Source organism: Erwinia tracheiphila, from assembly GCF_021365465.1.
In the GTDB taxonomy this organism is placed as follows: domain Bacteria; phylum Pseudomonadota; class Gammaproteobacteria; order Enterobacterales; family Enterobacteriaceae; genus Erwinia; species Erwinia tracheiphila.
In genome coordinates, this window is sequence record NZ_CP089932.1 from 4,578,853 (window position 1) to 4,600,487 (window position 21,635).

Genomic DNA, 21,635 nt, shown 5'->3' on the forward strand with positions numbered 1-21,635 from the left:
CATACAAGGAAGGGCGCTGACCCTTCCTGATTTCTTTGCAAAGACTCACGTCCCTGCTTTTTTCCATGTGATTTTTTATCGCTTTCCTCACTGAACCCATTCATTTAGCACGCTTTCCCCGTCAGAATGCTCGCCAACTTTCTCTATTCTCGTCAGACCAGATATGGTTAACGTCCCCCTCATAAATCTGACTGGAAGAAAATGCGATGAGCATGTTGACAACACAGGACGGTACGCAACTTTATTTTAAAGACTGGGGCAAAGGTAAGCCGATTATTTTCAGCCACAGCTGACCGCTTGATGCCGATATGTGGGACAGCCAGATGCTTTCCTTGCCGCTTGCGGCTACCGGACCATTGCTTATGATCACCGTGGCTCTGGTCGCGCCGATCAACCCTGGGACGGCTATGATTACGATACCTTCGCATCGGATCTTAACGATCTGATTGAGCACCTGGATCTACGCGATGTCACTCTGGTAGGTTTTTCAATGAGTGGTGGTGACGTCAGTCGCTACATCGGTAAATTTGGCAACGAGCGGATCGCCAGTCTGGTATTGCCTGGGTGCCGTCACGCCATTGTTTATTAAAACGGACGATCATCCTGAACGTGTTGATAAATCGGTATTTGATGATATTAAATCAGATTATTAAAGGATCGGGCACAATTTATCCACGATTTCGCTACGCCGTTTTACGGTACAAATAAAGGGATGTCGGTTTCTGATGGGGTGATGACGCAAACGTTGAATATCGCCCTGCTGGCTTCTCTTAAGGGGACGCTGGATTGCGTGACAGCTTTCTCCGAAACAGATTACCGACCAGACATGGCGAAGATCGCGGTACTAACGCTGATCGTTCACGGTAGCAACGATCAGATCGTCCCTTTCGAGGCAACAGGCAAACTGGCTGCTGCCATGATCGATAACGCACAGTTAAAAATTTATGATGGCGTAACGCATCAGCAACAGCTGAATGATGATTTGCTGGCTTTTTGCAGTCGTTATAACAGTCAAAAAGAAAAAGGAGCAGAGGCTCCTTTTTCTTTCAAATCGCTTATCGGTCTCAGCACTCACTGCTTTGCAAGTAGACGCAGTGAGATCTCTCCACCAACCCAGGATTTCACCACGCCATCCTGCTCAAGTAGCAGCCCCCCCTGCTGGTCGATACCTCTTGCAATGCCGGGTATTTCACGGTCCCCAATCAGTAATTTGACCGGGCGATCAATAAAGTTATCCAGCGCTTTCCAGCGTTCAATAAAGGGTGCAAGGCCTTCACGTTCAAATAGTGCCAGCGACTGGCGCATACTGTTCACCAATTTTGCCGCCAGCAAGTTGCGGTCGATTTTAACACCAGCATCTCGCAGATTGATCCAGCCCTGATTAACAACGGCAGGGTCAGGAGACTGCATTACAAGGTTAATACCTGTTCCGATAACGATATGCGCTGTATCACCGGTCTTACCCATTAATTCAACCAAAATACCGGCAAGTTTGCGATCTTTAAGATAAAGATCGTTTGGCCATTTTACCCGCACATCGTTGGCACCTGACTGTTGCAGCACCTCGGCAGTAACAATGCCAATCACCAGACTTAGTCCCATCGCGGCAATAGGGCCGTCCTCCAGACGCCAGTACATCGAAAGATAGAGGTTTGAGCCAAATGGCGAAAACCACTGTCTGCCGCGTCTTCCTCTCCCGGCCTGCTGATACTCTGCCACACACGCATCCCCGGACTGCAACTCGTCCATCCTGTCCAGTAAGTACTGGTTGGTGGAATCAATCACCGGGATTACCGTCAGACGACCATCATCCAGCTGCCTGGCAATCTGTTGTTCATTAAGTAACTGCATCGGCGCAGACAGGCTATAGCCTTTCCCTACTACCGTAAATACATCTATACCCCAGTCTTTCAGGGTCTGAATATGTTTATTAATAGCGGCACGGCTCATGCCAAGCTGTTCACCCAACTGCTCGCCGGAGTGGAATTCGCCATCGGCCAAAAGTCCGATTAACGTTAAGGGAACAGTATTCGCTTTCATGCAATCGCCTCAACGGCATTCTGTTCTCCCGCCGCACCAATGAAGCGCACCTCAGGCTCAAGCCAGACATTGAATTTGCTCCCGACCCGCTGGCGCACTTCCCGTGCTAACGCCACAATATCGTCACTGCTGGCCTGATTCTGATTAATCAAAACCAGTGCCTGCTGCTGATGAACGGCAGCGCCACCTATGCTGAAACCCTTCAAATCACAGCGCTCGATTAACCATCCGGCCGCTAGTTTTACCGTGCCATCAGTCTGAGGGTAACACGATGCGCCGGGATACCTGTTTAATAACGATTGCGCAAATGAGGCATCAACCACTGGATTTTTAAAGAAGCTACCCGCATTGCCCATGATCGTGGGATCGGGCAGTTTGCTACTACGCATATGACAAACCGCATCGAAAATTTGCTTTGGCGTCACGGTGGCGGGATCTAATTTGCTTAGATCGCCATAGGTCATAACGGGTCGCCACTGCTTGTCCAACTTCAATCCAACAGCCACTATCGCATAGCCCTGCAAATATTGATGTTTGAAGATACTGTCCCGATAGCCAAACTGGCACAGCTCCCCAGATAAGCGATGGGTTTCGGCCGTGTTGAGATCCAGCACATCGACATATTCACAAACGCTTTTTAACTCTACTCCGTAAGCACCGATATTCTGGATGGGAGCAGAGCCCACACAACCGGGTATCATCGCCAGATTTTCCAAGCCAGAAATATGATTTTTCAATGAATACTGCACCAGATTGTGCCAGTTTTCACCCGATGCAACCTGTAAGTGCCAGGCAGTATCGCTCTCTTTAATCAAGATCCCTTTAAGACGGTTAACAATCACCCGGCCCGCGAAGTCTCCCAGAAAAAGGACGTTGCTTCCCTCTCCAAGTATCAGGACAGGCTGGCTATACCGAATGCTGTCCTGCCAGGTGGCCACAAGTTCAGCGGCGGTTTCCGCCACAACAATCTGTTCTGCCCTGACATCAAGGCCAAAGGTGTTAAAAGGTGTTAAGGAAGGGGACTGGCTGAACATCTGACGGCCTTAAGGAAGGTAAAGGTAACTGCACAGTCTAACCGATTAACCGGGTCACGCAGCTTTTTTTCCGGCTTTTTTTTCCAGCTATAGACGCAAAAACCCCCGGCCACTGGCCGGGGGTCCGCTTGTATGATGCCCGGCAGTTCCCTACTCTCGCATGGGGAGACCCCACACTACCATCGGCGCTACGGCGTTTCACTTCTGAGTTCGGCATGGAGTCAGGTGGGACCACCGCGCTAAAGCCGCCAGGCAAATTCTTTGTGCCCTGTCCCGTGCCTTTTGTGCTGATATCGCCTCGCTCAGTCACATACCCATGTATGCTCCTTACCGCCCTCTCAGCGCAAAATCCTTCGGAATCATCTCCGCAGAACAGTGCTAAATTCTTCTGTCCGTCACAAGCTGAATACCGATCGTGTCGTCTCTCAACACTCACCAGAACGCCTCTGGCGTTGTAAGGTTAAGCCTCACGGGTCATTAGTACCGGTCAGCTCAACGCATCGCTGCGCTTACACATCCGGCCTATCAACGTCGTCGTCTTCAACGTCCCTTAAGGTGGCTTTAAGCCACAGGGAGAACTCATCTCGGGGCAAGTTTCGCGCTTAGATGCTTTCAGCGCTTATCTTTTCCGCACTTAGCTACCGGGCTGTGCCACTGGCGTGACAACCCGAACACCAGCGGTGCGTTCACTCCGGTCCTCTCGTACTGGGAGCAAACCCCCTCAATTCTCCAGCGCCCACGGCAGATAGGGACCGAACTGTCTCACGACGTTCTAAACCCAGCTCGCGTACCACTTTAAACGGCGAACAGCCGTACCCTTGGGACCTGCTTCAGCCCCAGGATGTGATGAGCCGACATCGAGGTGCCAAACACCGCCGTCGATATGAACTCTTGGGCGGTATCAGCCTGTTATCCCCGGAGTACCTTTTATCCGTTGAGCGATGGCCCTTCCATTCAGAACCACCGGATCACTATGACCTGCTTTCGCATCTGCTCGCGCCGTCACGCTCGCAGTCAGGCTGGCTTATGCCATTGCACTAACCTCCTGATGTCCGACCAGGATTAGCCAACCTTCGTGCTCCTCCGTTACGCTTTGGGAGGAGACCGCCCCAGTCAAACTACCCACCAGACACTGTCCCCGCGCCGGATCACGGCGCAAGGTTAGAACACCAAACGTTAAAGGGTGGTATTTCAAGGATGGCTCCACACGAACTGGCGTCCGCGCTTCAAAGCCTCCCACCTATCCTGCACATCAAGGCTCAGTGTTCAGTGTCAAGCTGTAGTAAAGGTTCACGGGGTCTTTCCGTCTTGCCGCGGGTACACTGCATCTTCACAGCGAGTTCAATTTCACTGAGTCCCGGGTGGAGACAGCCTGGCCATCATTACGCCATTCGTGCAGGTCGGAACTTACCCGACAAGGAATTTCGCTACCTTAGGACCGTTATAGTTACGGCCGCCGTTTACCGGGGCTTCGATCAGGAGCTTCGCGTTGCCGCTAACCCCATCAATTAACCTTCCGGCACCGGGCAGGCGTCACACCGTATACGTCCACTTTCGTGTTTGCACAGTGCTGTGTTTTTAATAAACAGTTGCAGCCAGCTGGTATCTTCGACTGGCTTCAGCTCCGGGAGCACGTCCCTTCACCTACGCGCCAGCGTGCCTTCTCCCGAAGTTACGGCACCATTTTGCCTAGTTCCTTCACCCGGGTTCTCTCAAGCGCCTTGGTATTCTCTACCTGACCACCTGTGTCGGTTTCGGGTACGATTCTCTGTTGCCTGATGCTTAGAGGCTTTTCCTGGAAGCAGGGCATTTGTCACTTCAGCACCGTGGTGCCTCGTCATCACGCCTCAGCCTTGATTTTCCGGATTTGCCTGGAAAAACAGCCTACACGCTTAAACCGGGACAACCGTCGCCCGGATGACATAGCCTTCTCCGTCCCCCCTTCGCAGCAACACCGAGTACGGGAATATTAACCCGTTTCCCATCGACTACGCCTTTCGGCCTCGCCTTAGGGGTCGACTCACCCTGCCCCGATTAACGTTGGACAGGAACCCTTGGTCTTCCGGCGAGCGGGCTTTTCACCCGCTTTATCGTTACTTATGTCAGCATTCGCACTTCTGATACCTCCAGCATGCCTCACAGCACACCTTCCACGGCTTACAGAACGCTCCCCTACCCAACAACGCTTACGCGCCGCTGCCGCAGCTTCGGTGCATGGTTTAGCCCCGTTACATCTTCCGCGCAGGCCGACTCGACCAGTGAGCTATTACGCTTTCTTTAAATGATGGCTGCTTCTAAGCCAACATCCTGGCTGTCTGGGCCTTCCCACATCGTTTCCCACTTAACCATGACTTTGGGACCTTAGCTGGCGGTCTGGGTTGTTTCCCTCTTCACGACGGACGTTAGCACCCGCCGTGTGTCTCCCGTGATAACATTCTGCGGTATTCGGAGTTTGCATCGGATCGGTAAGCCGGGATGGCCCCCTGGCCGAAACAGTGCTCTACCCCCGCAGATGACTTCACGAGGCGCTACCTAAATAGCTTTCGGGGAGAACCAGCTATCTCCCGGTTTGATTGGCCTTTCACCCCCAGCCACAGGTCATCCGCTAATTTTTCAACATTAGTCGGTTCGGTCCTCCAGTTAGTGTTACCCAACCTTCAACCTGCCCATGGCTAGATCACCGGGTTTCGGGTCTGTACCCTGCAACTTAACGCCCAGTTAAGACTCGGTTTCCCTGCGGCTCCCCTATTCGGTTAACCTTGCTACAGAATACAAGTCGCTGACCCATTATACAAAAGGTACGCAGTCACACCACGAAGGTGCTCCCACTGCTTGTACGTACACGGTTTCAGGTTCTGTTTCACTCCCCTCGCCGGGGTTCTTTTCGCCTTTCCCTCACGGTACTGGTTCACTATCGGTCAGTCAGGAGTATTTAGCCTTGGAGGATGGTCCCCCCATATTCAGACAGGATAACACGTGTCCCGCCCTACTCTTCGAACTCACAGCATGTGCACCTTCGTGTACGGGAGTATCACCCTGTACCCTGCGACTTTCCAGACGCTTCCACTGATGCACAAGCTGATGATGGTTCCGGGCTCCTCCCCGTTCGCTCGCCGCTACTGGGGGAATCTCGGTTGATTTCTTTTCCTCGGGGTACTGAGATGTTTCAGTTCCCCCGGTTCGCCTTGCAGCACTATGTATTCATGCTGCAATGATGCACAAGTGCACCGGGTTTCCCCATTCGGGTATCGTCGGGTATCGCGGTTCATATCACCTTACCGACGCTTATCGCAGATTAGCACGCCCTTCATCGCCTCTGACTGCCAGGGCATCCACCGTGTACGCTTCGTCACTTAACCTCACAACCCACAGGCGTCCACAGGACGCATGCCGTTGCAGGCATTGAGAGACCGTACATGTCATCACGCCATTCCTGTTACCCAGAATGACAACAACATGTCGTTTCAATTTTCAGCTTGTTCCGGATTGTTAAAGAGCAAATATCTCAAACATGACTTCCCACCAGGGTAAGCCAGTTTTGAGATACTCTAGACATAACTTTGGCGTCCCCAAGGGGATTCGAACCCCTGTTACAGCCGTGAAAGGGCAGTGTCCTTGGCCTCTAGACGATGGGGACTCAGTATGGTTACGCTCGTTACTTTTCTATCAGACAATCTGTGTGAGCACTGCGCATGAAGCTATCTTATGCTAAGGAGGTGATCCAACCGCAGGTTCCCCTACGGTTACCTTGTTACGACTTCACCCCAGTCATGAATCACAAAGTGGTAAGCGCCCTCCCGAAGGTTAAGCTACCTACTTCTTTTGCAACCCACTCCCATGGTGTGACGGGCGGTGTGTACAAGGCCCGGGAACGTATTCACCGTGGCATTCTGATCCACGATTACTAGCGATTCCGACTTCACGGAGTCGAGTTGCAGACTCCGATCCGGACTACGACGCACTTTATGAGGTCCGCATGCTCTCGCGAGGTCGCTTCTCTTTGTATGCGCCATTGTAGCACGTGTGTAGCCCTGGCCGTAAGGGCCATGATGACTTGACGTCATCCCCACCTTCCTCCGGTTTATCACCGGCAGTCTCCTTTGAGTTCCCGACCAAATCGCTGGCAACAAAGGATAAGGGTTGCGCTCGTTGCGGGACTTAACCCAACATTTCACAACACGAGCTGACGACAGCCATGCAGCACCTGTCTCACAGCTCCCGAAGGCACCAAAGCATCTCTGCTAAGTTCTGTGGATGTCAAGGCCAGGTAAGGTTCTTCGCGTTGCATCGAATTAAACCACATGCTCCACCGCTTGTGCGGGCCCCCGTCAATTCATTTGAGTTTTAACCTTGCGGCCGTACTCCCCAGGCGGTCGATTTAACGCGTTAGCTACGGAAGCCACACCTCAAGGGCACAACCTCCAAATCGACATCGTTTACAGCGTGGACTACCAGGGTATCTAATCCTGTTTGCTCCCCACGCTTTCGCACATGAGCGTCAGTCTTTGTCCAGGGGGCCGCCTTCGCCACCGGTATTCCTCCAGATCTCTACGCATTTCACCGCTACACCTGGAATTCCACCCCCCTCTACAAGACTCCAGCCTGCCAGTTTCAAATGCAGTTCCCAGGTTAAGCCCGGGGATTTCACATCTGACTTAACAGACCGCCTGCGTGCGCTTTACGCCCAGTAATTCCGATTAACGCTTGCACCCTCCGTATTACCGCGGCTGCTGGCACGGAGTTAGCCGGTGCTTCTTCTGCGGGTAACGTCAATGCCGCTGGTTATTAACCAGCGTCCCTTCCTCCCCGCTGAAAGTACTTTACAACCCGAAGGCCTTCTTCATACACGCGGCATGGCTGCATCAGGCTTGCGCCCATTGTGCAATATTCCCCACTGCTGCCTCCCGTAGGAGTCTGGACCGTGTCTCAGTTCCAGTGTGGCTGGTCATCCTCTCAGACCAGCTAGGGATCGTCGCCCAGGTAGGCCGTTACCCTACCTGCCAGCTAATCCCATCTGGGCACATCCGATGGCAAGAGGCCATAAGGTCCCCCTCTTTGCTCTTGCGAGATTATGCGGTATTAGCCACCGTTTCCAGTGGTTATCCCCCGCCATCAGGCAGTTTCCCAGACATTACTCACCCGTCCGCCACTCGTCACCCAAAGAGCACGCTCTTCTGTGCTACCGTTCGACTTGCATGTGTTAGGCCTGCCGCCAGCGTTCAATCTGAGCCATGATCAAACTCTTCAATTTAAAGTTTGATTTGCTTCAACTCGTGAAGCAGTGCTCAAGGAAAACGTCGTAATGAATTACGTGTTCACTCTTAAGACTTGATATTTTTGCATCCGAAGATGCCGATATCTATCCTGCGAGTGCCCACACAGATTGTCTGATAAATTGTTAAAGAGCGGTGCGGTCAGTGCTTTCGCTTCCTGCCGCGAGGTCGCGTATACTACGCTTTCCTCCTTCAGAGTCAACCACTTTTACGCAGCTTTTCTCCGGCGGTTCAGCTCGCTTAACCTCTCAACACGGCGGCACCGAAGCCGTTGTTCCGTGTCAGTGGTGGCGCATTATAGGGAGTTTGTGCGCCCTGACAAGGGGTTATTGCAAAAAAAAAGCTGACCGATGTTTTTTCATTCAAATTCATCATTAATAGTCAGTTTTTCGAGCCTTTCGAAGCCATAGCGCTGCAAAACGGGCATCAATTGCACCGCCTGTCCGGTCATGTCCATACAAAAAGCCAGATTGCTTTCTGCAGACCGTGCCACAGGTGATTCATTTTCTAATAGCCAGGCAGTTCGGCGCGCAATCGCTGCCCCCGAGTCAATTAAACGCGTGCCCGGCGGTAAAACCTGCTGCAATTCTTCATTAAGCAAAGGAAAATGCGTACAACCCAGTACCACCGTATCCGGCGGCTCTTTCATACACAGCCAGGGCCTCAAAATACGCTTAACATCTTCCAGTGACACAGGATGCCCTTGCAGTTTTGCCTCCGCCATTTCCACCATCTCAGATGAACCCAGCATTTCTGTCTTACACTCACTGGCAAAACGCGCAACCAAATCATGGGTGTAAGCCCGCTTAACGGTACCGCGGGTAGCAAGCAAACCCACTTTACCATTTCGCGTCAGGCGAGCAGCGGGCTTAATGGCAGGAACCACGCCGACAACAGGAAAATCGAAACACTCACGTAAAGCAGGCAGCGTAACTGTGCTGGCAGAATTACAGGCAATAACCACCAGCGCCAGAGAGTGATGGCGGGTTATTGCAGTAACAATTTCAATGACGCGACTAACGATAAACGTCTCGGTTTTTTCCCCATAAGGAAAGGCCACATTATCGAATGCATATATATAATGAAGGTCTGGCAGCAGCTTGCGGATTTCATCATAGACGGAAAGTCCGCCAACGCCAGAATCAAAGACCAATACGGTAGGGCGTTCATTAGAAGGTATAAATGCCGCTGAGCTAAAGCGCTCTTCCCAGGGTATGCTAGCCATGTACTGTCTCATCATCTTTATCAAACAGGCTGGCTATTCTAGCATGAGCAGTCTGCCGGGATGTGATCGGCAGATAAGACGGACAGCCCGACCATATACTCTTTTTAAAAATGCGCAATCTTCAGCTACCTGAAAGAAAACGCGTGATCTGCCTTGTTTTAACAGATGCCGCCAATTCGCAGCAGGGCATCATGAAAATAGGCTTCCAGCATATAGCCGGGCAGGTAACACATTGTATCTGCGCTTACAGAGTAAATACGATCGTTATTATCATCGCTAGTGTCCGCCTGCAGGTAACAGCCGTCGGCGATGGCCCGTTGTCAACATTTACGTAAAGCAGTTCTCCCTAAAAGAAGCCGCCATTGTGCTCAACATCAACAGCACTGCGCCATTCGTTTCCATTTTTTAACTGGCATTTAAAACCTGATGCAGAATGTCACAGATAAACGGTAAAAATAGCGTATGACAGTACGAAATACAGCGTTATTCGAGTAGGTTTAGGTTCAGTACCATAAAGTGTTAAAAGGCTTCAGTCCGAAAAGCCAGATGTAAAAAGCATTCACAATGACATTCCACACCGTTACATCTTCGTTCCAACTTCGCACATGATTTTCTTTTTATCTATAAAAGGCGGAAATGCATCTTGTGTTCAACATTCACAAAAATCCAGCAATCAAAGGTGCATACCTTAGAACGCTGGACATTAAGTACTGAACACCTAGAATGCGCCGGGCATAAAAGGCCATCAATCTGAGGAATGACCATGACCCCCGAACAGCTGCCGACTGAACAATACGATGCACAGCTTATGCAAAAAGTCGCTCGTCTTAAGACGCTGATGACGCCATTTGCCGCGCCAGGGGTTGAGATATTTCGCTCGCCCGTCAGCCATTATCGTATGCGGGCAGAGTTTCGGATCTGGCACGATGGCGATAATCTCTACCACATCATTTTCGACCAACACACGCGCCAGCGAATTCGCGTGGACAGCTTCCCGTCCGCCAGCAGGTTAATTAATCATCTGATGCCGAGATTAATGCATGCATTACGCGATAATCCACTGCTACGCCACAAGCTGTTTCAGATTGATTACCTCTCCACCATGAGTAATCAGGTAGTGGTGTCACTGCTTTATCACCGTCCGCTGACAGAAATGTGGCAACAAGCTGCTATTACGCTTCGTGATGCACTCCACGCAGAGGGATTCGACCTGCATCTGATCGGGCGCGCGCGAAAAAGTAAAATCGTGCTGGATCGCGATTTTGTCGAGGAATGCCTGCCGGTGGCGGGAAAGAACATTATTTATCGGCAGGTAGAAAACAGCTTTACGCAACCCAATGCCGCGATAAATATTCAGATGCTCGAATGGGCGCTTGATGTAACAAAAAATGCCCGTGGTGACTTACTGGAGCTTTATTGCGGTAACGGTAACTTTTCGCTGGCACTGGCGCGTAACTTCAGGCGCGTACTGGCGACGGAAATTGCCAAACCCTCCGTTGCTTCCGCGCAATACAACATCGCCATTAATAATATTGAAAACGTGCAAATCATCAGGATGGCAGCAGAAGAATTTACGCAGGCGATGAACGGTGAACGCACTTTCAACCGACTGGAAGGAACAGACCTTAGCAGCTATGAGTGCGAGACAATCTTTGTCGATCCTCCACGCAACGGACTGGATGCAGAAACAGTGAAAATGGTGCAGGGTTACCCACACATTTTATATATCTCCTGCAACCCGCAAACACTGTGCGAAAATTTGATTACGCTGTCTGAAACCCATCAGATCACACGGCTGGCGCTGTTCGACCAGTTCCCCTATACGCACCATATGGAGTGTGGCGTACTGCTGTCACGGCGTTGATTTAGCAGGGCGACTGGCGTCGCCTGTAGCCGCGAAAATTGTTTGATACTGATTTGAAAGGAATTTGATTCACTGTGATACCCCTCCGGCGCATATCAAATACCTTCCAAATCAGCGCAAATTTCAACCGATAAAACCATCTCTAACCTTCCATGTTTCCTTCCACTGGACTGTCCGATCCCACCGAGTTAGTGTGCGTCGCACTACAGGCCTGTAGGTTTCTTAGTCGCCTGGAAGGAATTGACCATGAACTTTTATCAGATTCGCCAGACCATGACTGACGATGCGTATGACGTTATCTCAGCTTTCGGTCAGACGGCCTCACTGACCCTACAGGCCATCGCCTACATGACTGGACAACGGGAACACGCCACCCGCTTTATACTTGACGTATAGGAAATTGAAACCATTTCTGCCCCAGCATGAGGTGGTTGAAATTTAACCACATCCTGCTTTGTATAGCATCGGATAAGTCGGTGAGCTGCGCGCTGTTGATAATTCAGGCTTTTTCTGGTCGTTTTTCAGGCTGACAGCGAATAACACGCGGATCTTCCCTGCATCAGCCCGTGATGTACCTCATCAGGCCGATCTCCCGCGCGTGGGTTTTCAGCCCCTGTACGCTCAGGACTGCCACCGCGCGGCGGTACTCCATACGCCCTCCACACAACACGCATTCAAACGGGTCACGCCGCATGAACTGCTTACTCATCTGCGCGTAGCACACCTTTGCCACCGGCTCCGGCTTTTCCATCCCCGGCGCGCTGCAGACCACCGGCAGCTTTTCTCCGCACACCCTGTTGGCCAGAAAACCAAAATAGCGCACCATCCGGAAGAACTTCTCCGGGATGTGCTGTTACAGCCGTGCCACTATGTCATGCCGCGTCAGCGTTTCCGTCGCCTGCTCACCGGTGTTGTGGTCATGGTGGCGGAAGCTCAGCGTGGCTCCGCCGGCGTAGTGTGCCAGCCGGGAGCCCGCTACAGGCGGTTCTTTCAGGTGGCGGCCCGGGTATTTCACGGTGTTTTTGCCACCGGCCGTCTTTTTTGACATGTACACGTGCCAGTAATCGCCTCCGGCGGTCAGCACCAGGCTGTGCCACTGTGATTCGGTGGTGATGTGGCTCAGGGAAGGCGGCAGCGCAACGCCTTCATACCAGACGTCCGGCAACAGCTGCCAGATATTCCACATCCATCGGGCGCGCATGGCATCCTTACGGAAGCTGATTTTTTTCCACTTTCCGTGCTCGTTGATACCGCCGCAGGTGACGGAGACGTGCACATGGGGATGCCAGTTGAGTCGCCGGCCGTACGTATGGATGGCGCAGAAGATAGCGATATCCCGCCCGCGTTTTCCGGCAGCAAACAGCAGGTTATCGACGGCCAGCCGGCAGAGGTCGTTGAGCAGCCCGCGGTTAACCTCAAGCAGGGGCCACAGCGAATCGGGGAGGGTGAAGACGAGATGTATCCAGTCGCAGTCCGGCAGACGGTTAAGCCGGGCGGCAATCCACAGGACGGTGGCCTTTTTCCCGCAGGAGGGGCAGGCCCGGCTGTGGCAGGCGTTGGTGATGTATCTGACATGCCGGCACCCGGGATTATCGCAGCCATATTCCTTCACGCCGCTGATGCGGGTGCCGCAGGCGAGCATTTTGGTGACGTCCCCGACCTCGATATCACACAGCCCGCCGGCATCCAGGAAGGAGGTCCAGCACGGGACAGATTGAGCTTCAGTTGTCTGCAGACGGGCAAGCGCGGCGGTGTCGCCCCGGCGCTCCAGTATAGGCCTGGCGACCATAACAGGCGGCGGGTCCATGGGTTTGAGCATCTTCATCCAGTCCCATTTACGCTGAGAGAGCTTATCCGCGGCAACGGAGAGCAGGATGGTATCGATGCTTTTACGGGTCATCATGGGGAAGGCTCTGAGCAAAATATGTAGTCAGATCATACATATTCAAATCACTGTATGACAACTCAGAATCCGGCAGATGGCGCAGTTTTCAGTTTGCGGCCGGCCGGCGGCCCTGTTCAACATTAATCTCCACTATCGTACTGGAGTTAAGGTCACGTGCTTCGCCAATAGTTTTAACCACCGTGCCGCCGCGCAACACCTTGCAAGGCTGATAAATAAAGTGGCTACCGACAGCGTAACGCTGGTTAAACTCCTTAGCGTTCATTGATGCCACCCCATCCGCGCTACATGGCATTAGAGCAAAAAGTAATGGATGCTCTGCCCAGTGGCGACAATTCCGCGAGCGGGCAAAGTTAAGCGCTTTCTGCCACAGTTCTGCTGCCTTTCCCCACTCGCCGTTACGTTCGGCACGACCCGCACCGACGGCATAAAAGCCATAGTTATTCTGAGCGCTATGCTCGGCTTTCATGTTCATTGGTCACACCCCGGCAATATCGAGTGGAATATTAACCAGTTTCCCGCTTTCATCCTGCTCTTTGAAATTGATATAAGTGGATGTAACGGAAACGACCAGCGCTTTATTTAATGCATCCATTGCCTGCTGCCAGAGTTCGTCCTGAATATTAAGCTGACGCAGGGAAATAATAAGCCCGGTATTCAGCTTACCTTCTTTATCCACGTCAAAAGCATCAGTGATAAGCGTCAGTAGTTTTTCATCAGCCCCGGCAGACCATGCTTTCAGACAGTCATCAATCATGTCTTTAGCAACCTGCAGTTCCGGGCCAAACGTCAGCCTGTCCTGCACGGCGATCTTAATCTGCTGGCTACCGTCAAAGGTGGAGAAGGTCACATTCCCTTTAACCCCACCAGGCTTACGCCCAAATTTCTCAACTGAAAGCTCAACCCAGGCATAGCAATCACCAAATGCACCCTGCTTAAACTCTGCCATAGCCTGGCTCTTAACCTTCGCCTCAGCGACGCGAGCGCGGACAAAGGCATCCATTTCGCGATCATAGTCAGACACCTGCGCAACCGGCACCAGACGCCCTTTACGGTCTTTCATATAACCTTCAGGGACAACAGTATTTTGGGTATTAATGGACATTCTTATTTTCTCCGTCAGTTGGTTGAAGTTTTTTGGTTTCGCAAACAGTTGGCCCGTCATGCTTAAAACCTTCTTTTGATTCCAGCGCAGCAATAATTGACTGGTGAAGGAATGCAGCATGAGCGGCCTCCACTTCGGTGCAGGGGCCTCCGGCTTTGATATTGGTAGACACGCCAGTGGTGTCTTGCTCAATGGTTATTTGCATTACAATTGCCATAATTACCTCCAGATAACGGTACAACCGTCGATATTTGATGTAAGGGTGGTTTTAAGAACACCGCCATATTTTTCAGCCACTTCCACCACTGGCCATACAGACCCACTCAGCGACGGCACGGGGTAGACAATGGGCAATTTAGGGTGCCAGCCAGTGGCACGTCCGCCGTGAGTCTGAATTTCCATTCGGGCGCGTGAGCGGCAGGTACTTCTTGTAGTCAGAACCTGTCACCTGCCCGCGCTCACGCTCAACAACAGGCAGCTTGCCCAATGCATAGCGCACCGTATCAACCTTCGGAAGCATGGACAGCATTATGTCGTTGCCAGCATGCTGCTCCAGCCACCATTTTCGAACTTATCGTAAGCCATCGTGACGGTCGGCTTGTTGGTATCCCGCCAGTGCCGCATAAAATCAGGCATCCATGAGTACTGAAACACCTCTTTTTTGCCGACCTTACCCGGTGCCAGCAGCGCCATGCGTTCACCCACCGTATCCGCGGTCATCCAGGCTGACAGCCAGCGCTGAAGTGTTGGCACGCTGACCCCGGCGCGGGTGGTACCCTTGCGGGCGTTGGCGATATCAGCGGCCCGCTGCACATAATCCGGCAGCGTCCCGGCGACAGAAGCGTCGGCAATAAACTCGGCCGCCTGCTTGCGCTTCATGCTGAGACCACCGTTTTCGCTGCTGTCCATCAGACGTAACACCTCCTGAACCAGCACCATCCGGGCATCACCAACCGCTTTCTGGCTGTTGGTCAGCCCGCGTAGCTTCTTCTCCTGCAGGGCCGGGCATTTGCGGTACAGCGCCAGCTCGCGCTGTACTTTCTCACCACCGGCTCCCGCGACCAGATCGCCTCTGGCGCTCGCTTTGACCCGAAGGGAAGCGGGCTGCGCCAGCAGCTGACGAGCCATACGGGCCTGAACGGCTTCACGCGTGGCGTCCGGCAGACAATCAACGTTGTACTCGTAGGCTTTCGTACCCTGGCGGCGGCGCATTATTTCCGGCAAACCAGCAGCACATTTATTCAGGGTGTACCGCACACTCTGAACCGTACCAGGCAATCCCGGCAGGCCAATTAACTCATTCACCGTAACGAACATATCAGGACGCCTTACTCATCATGTAACGACTGAACCAGATACAGGCCGGTTCTAAATTTAGAGCACTCGCAATAATTCGCTCACCTTTTGGGTAAGAGCGATTAAGCGCATTTTTAAGCGTGTCGGGCTTAAGACCTGCACGAACAGACAGCTCACGCATGGTAGTGCCTTGTTTGTGGATCGCAGCCACAATGTCCAGACGGTGCCAGTCGGCACTGGATACTTCTTTTCTTTCCATCATTCGATTACTCTACAAAGTTAACCGCGCGGATAAGAGCATTGATCTACATACAGCCCGATCAAATCAAAAATAGCTCTTTATTTTGTATTTATAGCATAGCGTGACATGGAGAGGATAAATGACATTATATTTCAATAACTTATGTGGCAAAGAAAATGAGCAAGCAAAAAGAAAACAAATTTGCTATTGAGGGTGAGGGAAAAGAAAGTTTTCGCCAGCGCCTTGAAAGCCTGATTGGAAACAGAAGTGTAAGAAGCACAGCACAAGCCTGGAACTTTCCCCCATCGACAATTAACAACTACCTACATAAGGGAACTGAACCCGCACTCAAAGTTGCCTTGGCGATAGCCAAAGCAGAGAGAGTAAGTCTTGAGTGGTTAGCAACCGGACTAGATAAAGTTGATATAACTACAAATAGCCCAGTAGATATGAGTGACCCTCTCAAATTTACATGGCAAATGATCTATGAATCTCTTAGTAAAGAAGATGCCGAAGCCTTGATTAGATTGATCCACAAGGACGGGGTCAGAGGCATTCTGTCCTCGGTTGGAACTGGCGAGGACATCGATACTACCTTGCTTCTTTTGCCTAAAGAGGAAAAGGAACGCCTATTAGCGTTGCATGAGGCTAAAAAAGGGGCATCTGAAGGAAGTGAAGTGAGCAGCACGGATAGCCTAGCTCAGGAAGCTAAGCGAGCAGGTTAGATTTGGAAAGTGTAGGCAGCTACTTGCTGTCAGATGTAATGCATATTTTTTATGAGGTTATTGAGTTCGGCCAACTTTCCTAGCCGCCTGCTCAAACGGAAAGCAAAAACGATTTAAACGCTGTTCAAACTCACGTAAGTAACAATCATTCGAGTATCAAATACCGTTCAAAAAAATCAGTTTTGAGTCATTTTTTCGTAGCGAGTATCAAAACCCAGATTTCGACCAATGCCGTGCCAGTCACAGGTTGTCGGCTTGCTTGAGGTATGTCCGAGTAGTATCACAATGATTTCCCCCCACAGGTAACTGTCAGATCAGGTCTGAGCTAATACAATTAATGGATAACCCGTGACCCTGTAAATAATTCTGTGTAACTGCCACCACGTCAAAGGTGAACGCTCAGGCGGTCACCGAACTCAATAATAAAGCGGCTCATCGCCAGCCGCCAGTTCTGGATCGGCATATTCCATTTTTTCGATGCCGACTGGATTGCCAGGTAAATAACCTTTCGCACTGAGTCATCCGTCGGGAATACCTTGCGTTTCTTAATGGCGGCACGGATCACGCTGTTCAGCGACTCAATGGCATTCGTGGTGTAGATAGCTTTTCGGATGTCAGACGGATAGCCGAAGAACGTATTGAGGTTTTCCCCGTGCGCACGCCAGCTTTTGCTGATTTGTGGATATTTGTCATCCCATTCTTCGGCGAACGCAGCCAGCGCCATCCGTGCGGCCGCTTCTGTTGGTGCCTGATAAACGGTTTTCAGCCCGCCCGTGACCGCTTTGTAGTCCTTCCACGCCACGTATTTCAGGCGGTTACGCACCATGTGGATGATGCACAGCTGGATGTGAGTCTGCAGATAGACGCTGTTTATCGCATCCGGGAAGCCCTTCAGGCCATCCACGCAGGCAATCAGGATGTCCTGAAGGCCGCGATTTTTAAGTTCCGTCAGCACGTTCAGCCAGAACTTTGCACCTTCATTTTCAGCCAGCCACATCCCCGGAAGCTCTTTCCGGCCTTCGGTATTGATGCCCGGTGCCAGGAACACCGCTTTGTTAATCACGCCGCCATTCTGACGAACCTTAACAACAATACAGTCCAGATAAACAATGGGATAGAGCGCATCCAGCTGGCGATTCTGCCATTCGGCGACCTGCTCTTTAACGGCATCCGTGACTTTTGATATCAGGGGCGGTGACACATCAGCATCGTACATCTCTTTGAACGTATCGACGATTTCCCGCGTGGTCATGCCTTTGGCATACAAGGATAAAATCTGGCTGTCCATCTGCGTGATACGCGTCTGATTCTTCTTAATCAGCTGAGGTTCAAAGGTATTTTCCCGGTCGCGCGGCGTGTTTAGCCCGATTTCACCGTCGTTGCACAGCAGCGTTTTCGAAGAGTAGCCGTTGCGGGTATTGGTGCCGGTTTTAGGGGCATTTTTCTCATGCCCGAGGTGGTCAGTCAGTTCTGCATTGAGTGCCGTTTCAACGGTCAGCTTCGTGAGCATGCGGGAAAACTGATTAAGGCCGGCCTCAGTTTTGAGGCCTTTGGCCAGTTCAGCAGCAAGGGCCTTAAGTTTCTTCTCGTCCATAATTTGCCTGTCTCCATTGTTGGAGTGAACATATTAAAAACAGGCAATTACACAATTTTAATTACAGTCTCTAACCCGTTGAGAAACGCCAGTAACATTGTACCTCTGCCACGACCCACAGCTAAACTCATGTCACTGTCCTTTGATATTAGGATTCCAGCGTTACCACCAGCCTCTCCTGCTCACGTCGATACCAGTAATAAGCCCCTTTCGAAATCATCCGTAACTGAAGCACAAGCCGTTCTTCAAGCTGACGACGCTGATAAAGGTCAATATCCAGTGCCTCTGCCCCGGCATTAAAAACGATAATAACCATCGCTTCCGCTTGCGCTTCGGTAAAACTGCGGGGCATACGGTTTTCAATTTCAAGGTAATCCGCCAGTTCAGCGATAAAATGTTGGATTTCTCGTGCTACCGCAGCACGGAATGCGGCTGAAGTACCTGAGCGCTCCCTGAGCAGCAGCCGAAATGCGTTAGGGTTATCACCAATAAATTCCATAAAAGTAGAAACTGACGTACGAATCACGCTCCCACCTTTGGCGATGCGCTGACGTGCCTGGCGCATCAATTGACGCAGCATTAATCCACTTTCGTCCACCATCGTCAGCCCTAACTCATCAACGTCACGAAAATGACGATAAAATGAGGTAGGAGCAATACCCGCTTCTCTGGCCACTTCCCGCAGACTGAGGCTGGCAAAACTCCGTTCGGCACTGAGCTGACTAAATGCTGCTTCAATCAGTGAACGTCGTGTTCGTTCTTTTTGTTGCGCTCTGACGCCCATGTTTGTGCCTGTTTTACCCACAATGATGGCACTATATCAAAAATTTCAGCGTACAGTACCATCATCTTTGTGACACCTTGTTAACCACATACTTTGATTAATAATAACAAAATAGAGGGTTAAAATTGGGAAGTGGCTGGCGGAATGTTACAATCTCATTGTGAATTTGTATAATAAATAGGACGTATTAGCATGCAACAGCCTTATGATTACGATGCTATTGTGATCGGTTCCGGCCCCGGTGGTGAAGGTGCCGCAATGGGCCTGGTGAAACAGGGAGCGCGCATCGCCGTTATTGAGCGTTATCATAACATTGGCGGCGGTTGTACCCATTGGGGAACCATTCCATCAAAAGCGCTCCGCCACGCCGTCAGCCGTATTATTGAATTCAATCAGAACCCTCTCTACAGCGATCATACCCGCCTTCTGCGTTCCTCCTTTGCCGACATCCTTAACCACACCGAAAACGTGATCAGCCAGCAAACGCGGATGCGCCAGGGTTTTTATGAACGTAATCGTTGCGAGCTATATCAGGGAGATGCGCACTTTGTCGATGCCAACACTATTGAAATTGAAACGCACGACGGCACAGTTGAGCGTCTGACCGCCGGAAAATTTATTATCGCCTGCGGCTCCCGCCCCTATCGTCCTGCTGACGTGGACTTTACACATCCGCGCGTTTATGACAGCGATTCCATTCTCAACCTTCACCATGAGCCAGGCCATGTAATCATTTATGGCGCTGGCGTGATTGGCTGTGAGTATGCGTCGATCTTTCGCGGTTTGAACGTCAAAGTTGATTTGATTAACACACGCGATCACCTGCTGGCATTCCTTGACCAAGAGATTTCGGACTCGCTTTCATACCATTTCTGGAATAGTGGCGTGGTCATACGCCATAACGAAGAATATGAAAAAATTGAGGGCGTGAGTGATGGCGTCATCATGCATTTGAAATCGGGTAAAAAGGTCAAAACCGACTGCCTGCTCTATGCCAATGGCCGAACCGGGAATACCGATTCACTCTCTCTGGAAAATGTCGGGCTGGAGGCCGATAGCCGCGGGTTGCTTAAGGTTAACAGCATGTACCAAACCGCACAGCCGCATATCTATGCAGTTGGTGACGTCATCGGCTATCCAAGCCTTGCTTCCGCCGCGTATGACCAGGGCCGTATCGCCGCCCAGGCGCTGATAAAGGGTGAGGCGAGCGCCCATCTTATCGAAGATATCCCAACCGGCATTTATACCATCCCGGAAATCAGCTCAGTCGGAAAAACCGAGCAACAACTGACCGCAATGAAAGTGCCCTATGAGGTAGGACGGGCGCAATTCAAGCATCTTGCTCGCGCACAAATTGTTGGTATGAATGTGGGCAGTCTAAAGATTCTCTTTCACCGTGAAACCAAAGAAATTCTCGGAATACACTGCTTTGGTGAGCGCGCTGCAGAAATCATTCATATTGGTCAGGCCATTATGGAACAGAAAAATGGCGGTAACACGATCGAATATTTCGTTAATACCACCTTTAATTATCCCACCATGGCCGAAGCCTACCGCGTAGCCGCGTTGAACGGCCTGAATCGCCTGTTTTAAACGGTTGTTATATATTTTTTCATGTGTTCGCGAATGGTCTCTGTCAGTTGCTCATAACGACTGCGCAGCGGCGATCCCGGACGATAAACCAGCGCGATGGTTCGCTGTGGCTCAGGTTTGTAACATGGCAAATAACAGACGCCATCGCGTAGACGTTCCTTCGGCACGGCAAGTGCAGGCAGCAGGGTGATGCCACTTCCAGCAGCAACCATATTACGCAGCGTTTCAAGGCTTGTTGCCCGGAAATGTGTATCTTCATCCGCGCCGGCCTGGAAGCAGAAACCCATCGTCTGATCGCGCAGGCAGTGACCGTCTTCAAGCATTAACAGCTTCTCACCGGCAAGATCTGACATAGGTACACGGTCGCGCTTGTGCCAGGGATGATCCTGATAAATGGCCAGACGCATAGGTTCATCGAACAACGGAACTTCTATGAATGCTTCAGATTCTTTTACCAACGCCAGAATGGCGCAGTCCAGTTTGCCGCTGTCGAGCTGGGCCAGCAGCTGCAGCGTTTGAGCCTCATGTAGATACATTTCCAGCCTGGGAAAAGTCTTGTGCAGCATGGGTACAATTTGCGGCAGCAAATACGGTCCCACGGTTGGAATCAATCCAATATGTAATGGCCCGGACATCACTTCGCCCTGCTGGCTGGCCATCTCTTTCAATACCTTCACTTCGCGCAATATGGTACGGGCCTGGTCAACCAGCAGGAGTCCAGCCTGAGTAAATAGCACCTTACGGCTGGTTCGCTCCAGCAGCATCACACCCAGTTCATCTTCCAGCTTGCGGATCTGGCCACTTAACGTGGGCTGACTGACATGGCAGGCATCCGCTGCTCTGCGAAAATGACGATATTCAGCCAACGAAACCAGATACTCAAGATCACGAATATTCATTTTTTCCTCCAATCCACGATAGTTCGTGGCGATAGATAGGATAGCAATCCACGATTAAC

At 51.4% G+C, this 21,635-nt stretch carries 16 protein-coding genes, 1 tRNA gene, 3 rRNA genes and 3 pseudogenes; 5 read left to right on the top strand and 18 right to left on the bottom strand.

Annotation, left to right across the window (positions count from 1 at the left end; all coding sequences use genetic code 11):
* Window positions 1–206: 206 nt before the first annotated feature.
* Window positions 207–994 (top strand): annotated as a pseudogene (locus LU633_RS23720) (alpha/beta fold hydrolase); the annotation flags it as partial.
* Window positions 995–1,071: 77 nt separating this feature from the next.
* Here the strand turns inward: LU633_RS23720 and birA are convergent.
* The 7 genes from birA to murI all read right to left on the bottom strand — a co-directional run bounded on the left by birA (window position 1,072) and on the right by murI (window position 9,572).
* Window positions 1,072–2,040, bottom strand: a complete 969-nt coding sequence (gene birA / locus LU633_RS23725; RefSeq protein WP_016191233.1) for a bifunctional biotin--[acetyl-CoA-carboxylase] ligase/biotin operon repressor BirA — start codon at window positions 2,038–2,040, stop codon at window positions 1,072–1,074.
* Window positions 2,037–3,074: a UDP-N-acetylmuramate dehydrogenase gene (gene murB, locus LU633_RS23730; RefSeq protein ID WP_046372142.1), complete on the bottom strand. Its 1,038-nt coding sequence runs from the start codon at window positions 3,072–3,074 to the stop codon at window positions 2,037–2,039. The genes birA and murB overlap by 4 nt, the downstream gene beginning before the upstream one ends.
* 137 nt (window positions 3,075–3,211) lie before the next feature.
* A 5S ribosomal RNA gene (rrf, locus tag LU633_RS23735) occupies window positions 3,212–3,327 on the bottom strand.
* Window positions 3,328–3,530: 203 nt separating this feature from the next.
* Window positions 3,531–6,433, bottom strand: a 23S ribosomal RNA gene (locus LU633_RS23740).
* Between the two features lie 202 nt (window positions 6,434–6,635).
* Window positions 6,636–6,711: transfer RNA gene (locus tag LU633_RS23745), tRNA-Glu, on the bottom strand.
* A gap of 72 nt (window positions 6,712–6,783) precedes the next feature.
* Window positions 6,784–8,325 (bottom strand): 16S ribosomal RNA (locus LU633_RS23750).
* The 16S, 23S and 5S rRNA genes sit together here with 1 tRNA gene alongside, the layout of an rRNA operon.
* 380 nt (window positions 8,326–8,705) lie before the next feature.
* The gene (murI, locus tag LU633_RS23755) at window positions 8,706–9,572 is read right to left on the bottom strand and encodes a glutamate racemase (RefSeq protein ID WP_016191235.1); all 867 of its coding nucleotides are present in this window, start codon (window positions 9,570–9,572) and stop codon (window positions 8,706–8,708) included.
* A 763-nt stretch (window positions 9,573–10,335) separates the two neighbouring features.
* On the opposite strand from murI, the gene trmA reads away from it, so the two are divergent.
* Both trmA and LU633_RS23765 read left to right on the top strand, forming a co-directional pair.
* Entirely contained in the window at window positions 10,336–11,436 is a 1,101-nt protein-coding gene (gene trmA, locus LU633_RS23760) for a tRNA (uridine(54)-C5)-methyltransferase TrmA (protein WP_016191236.1), read from the top strand.
* Between the two features lie 246 nt (window positions 11,437–11,682).
* On the top strand, window positions 11,683–11,832 hold the full coding sequence (locus tag LU633_RS23765; RefSeq protein WP_157275234.1) for a hypothetical protein: 150 nt from the start codon (window positions 11,683–11,685) through the stop codon (window positions 11,830–11,832).
* 163 nt (window positions 11,833–11,995) lie between these two features.
* Here the strand turns inward: LU633_RS23765 and LU633_RS23770 are convergent.
* The 8 genes and pseudogenes from LU633_RS23770 to LU633_RS23805 all read right to left on the bottom strand — a co-directional run bounded on the left by LU633_RS23770 (window position 11,996) and on the right by LU633_RS23805 (window position 15,999).
* Window positions 11,996–13,171, bottom strand: a pseudogene (locus LU633_RS23770) (IS91 family transposase).
* Window positions 13,160–13,339, bottom strand: a pseudogene (locus LU633_RS23775) (hypothetical protein); the annotation flags it as partial. The pseudogenes LU633_RS23770 and LU633_RS23775, both read right to left, overlap by 12 nt.
* Window positions 13,340–13,427: 88 nt before the next feature.
* Window positions 13,428–13,814, bottom strand: a complete 387-nt coding sequence (locus LU633_RS26360) for an ANR family transcriptional regulator (protein ID WP_407646974.1) — start codon at window positions 13,812–13,814, stop codon at window positions 13,428–13,430.
* A 3-nt stretch (window positions 13,815–13,817) separates the two neighbouring features.
* Window positions 13,818–14,444: a DUF3164 family protein gene (locus LU633_RS23785; RefSeq protein WP_046372140.1), complete on the bottom strand. Its 627-nt coding sequence runs from the start codon at window positions 14,442–14,444 to the stop codon at window positions 13,818–13,820.
* Entirely contained in the window at window positions 14,434–14,661 is a 228-nt protein-coding gene (locus tag LU633_RS23790) for a hypothetical protein (protein ID WP_016191238.1), read from the bottom strand. The genes LU633_RS23785 and LU633_RS23790 overlap by 11 nt, the downstream gene beginning before the upstream one ends.
* A 138-nt stretch (window positions 14,662–14,799) precedes the next feature.
* Window positions 14,800–14,973: a hypothetical protein gene (locus LU633_RS23795; protein ID WP_016191240.1), complete on the bottom strand. Its 174-nt coding sequence runs from the start codon at window positions 14,971–14,973 to the stop codon at window positions 14,800–14,802.
* A complete protein-coding gene (locus LU633_RS23800) occupies window positions 14,973–15,761 on the bottom strand; it encodes a DNA-binding protein (protein WP_016191241.1) in 789 nt (262 codons plus the stop codon). The genes LU633_RS23795 and LU633_RS23800 overlap by 1 nt, the downstream gene beginning before the upstream one ends.
* Before the next feature lies 1 nt (window position 15,762).
* A complete protein-coding gene (locus LU633_RS23805; protein WP_016191242.1) occupies window positions 15,763–15,999 on the bottom strand; it encodes a helix-turn-helix domain-containing protein in 237 nt (78 codons plus the stop codon).
* Window positions 16,000–16,157: 158 nt separating this feature from the next.
* Here LU633_RS23805 and LU633_RS23810 point away from each other — a divergent pair, with 158 nt between their 5' ends.
* On the top strand, window positions 16,158–16,706 hold the full coding sequence (locus LU633_RS23810) for a helix-turn-helix domain-containing protein (protein WP_016191243.1): 549 nt from the start codon (window positions 16,158–16,160) through the stop codon (window positions 16,704–16,706).
* 385 nt (window positions 16,707–17,091) lie between these two features.
* On the opposite strand, the gene LU633_RS23815 is transcribed toward LU633_RS23810, so the two are convergent.
* Window positions 17,092–18,300: an IS256 family transposase gene (locus LU633_RS23815; RefSeq protein WP_046372139.1), complete on the bottom strand. Its 1,209-nt coding sequence runs from the start codon at window positions 18,298–18,300 to the stop codon at window positions 17,092–17,094.
* 148 nt (window positions 18,301–18,448) lie between these two features.
* Window positions 18,449–19,084, bottom strand: a complete 636-nt coding sequence (fabR, locus tag LU633_RS23820; RefSeq protein WP_016191245.1) for an HTH-type transcriptional repressor FabR — start codon at window positions 19,082–19,084, stop codon at window positions 18,449–18,451.
* Between the two features lie 192 nt (window positions 19,085–19,276).
* On the opposite strand from fabR, the gene sthA reads away from it, so the two are divergent.
* Window positions 19,277–20,677 carry a Si-specific NAD(P)(+) transhydrogenase gene (sthA, locus tag LU633_RS23825; protein WP_016191246.1) on the top strand — a complete coding sequence of 467 codons (1,401 nt, stop codon included), beginning with the start codon at window positions 19,277–19,279 and terminating at the stop codon, window positions 20,675–20,677.
* On the opposite strand, the gene oxyR is transcribed toward sthA, so the two are convergent.
* Complete coding sequence (gene oxyR, locus LU633_RS23830) at window positions 20,674–21,576, bottom strand: DNA-binding transcriptional regulator OxyR (RefSeq protein WP_016191247.1); 903 nt, start codon at window positions 21,574–21,576, stop codon at window positions 20,674–20,676. The genes sthA and oxyR overlap by 4 nt on opposite strands.
* Window positions 21,577–21,635 lie beyond the last annotated feature (59 nt).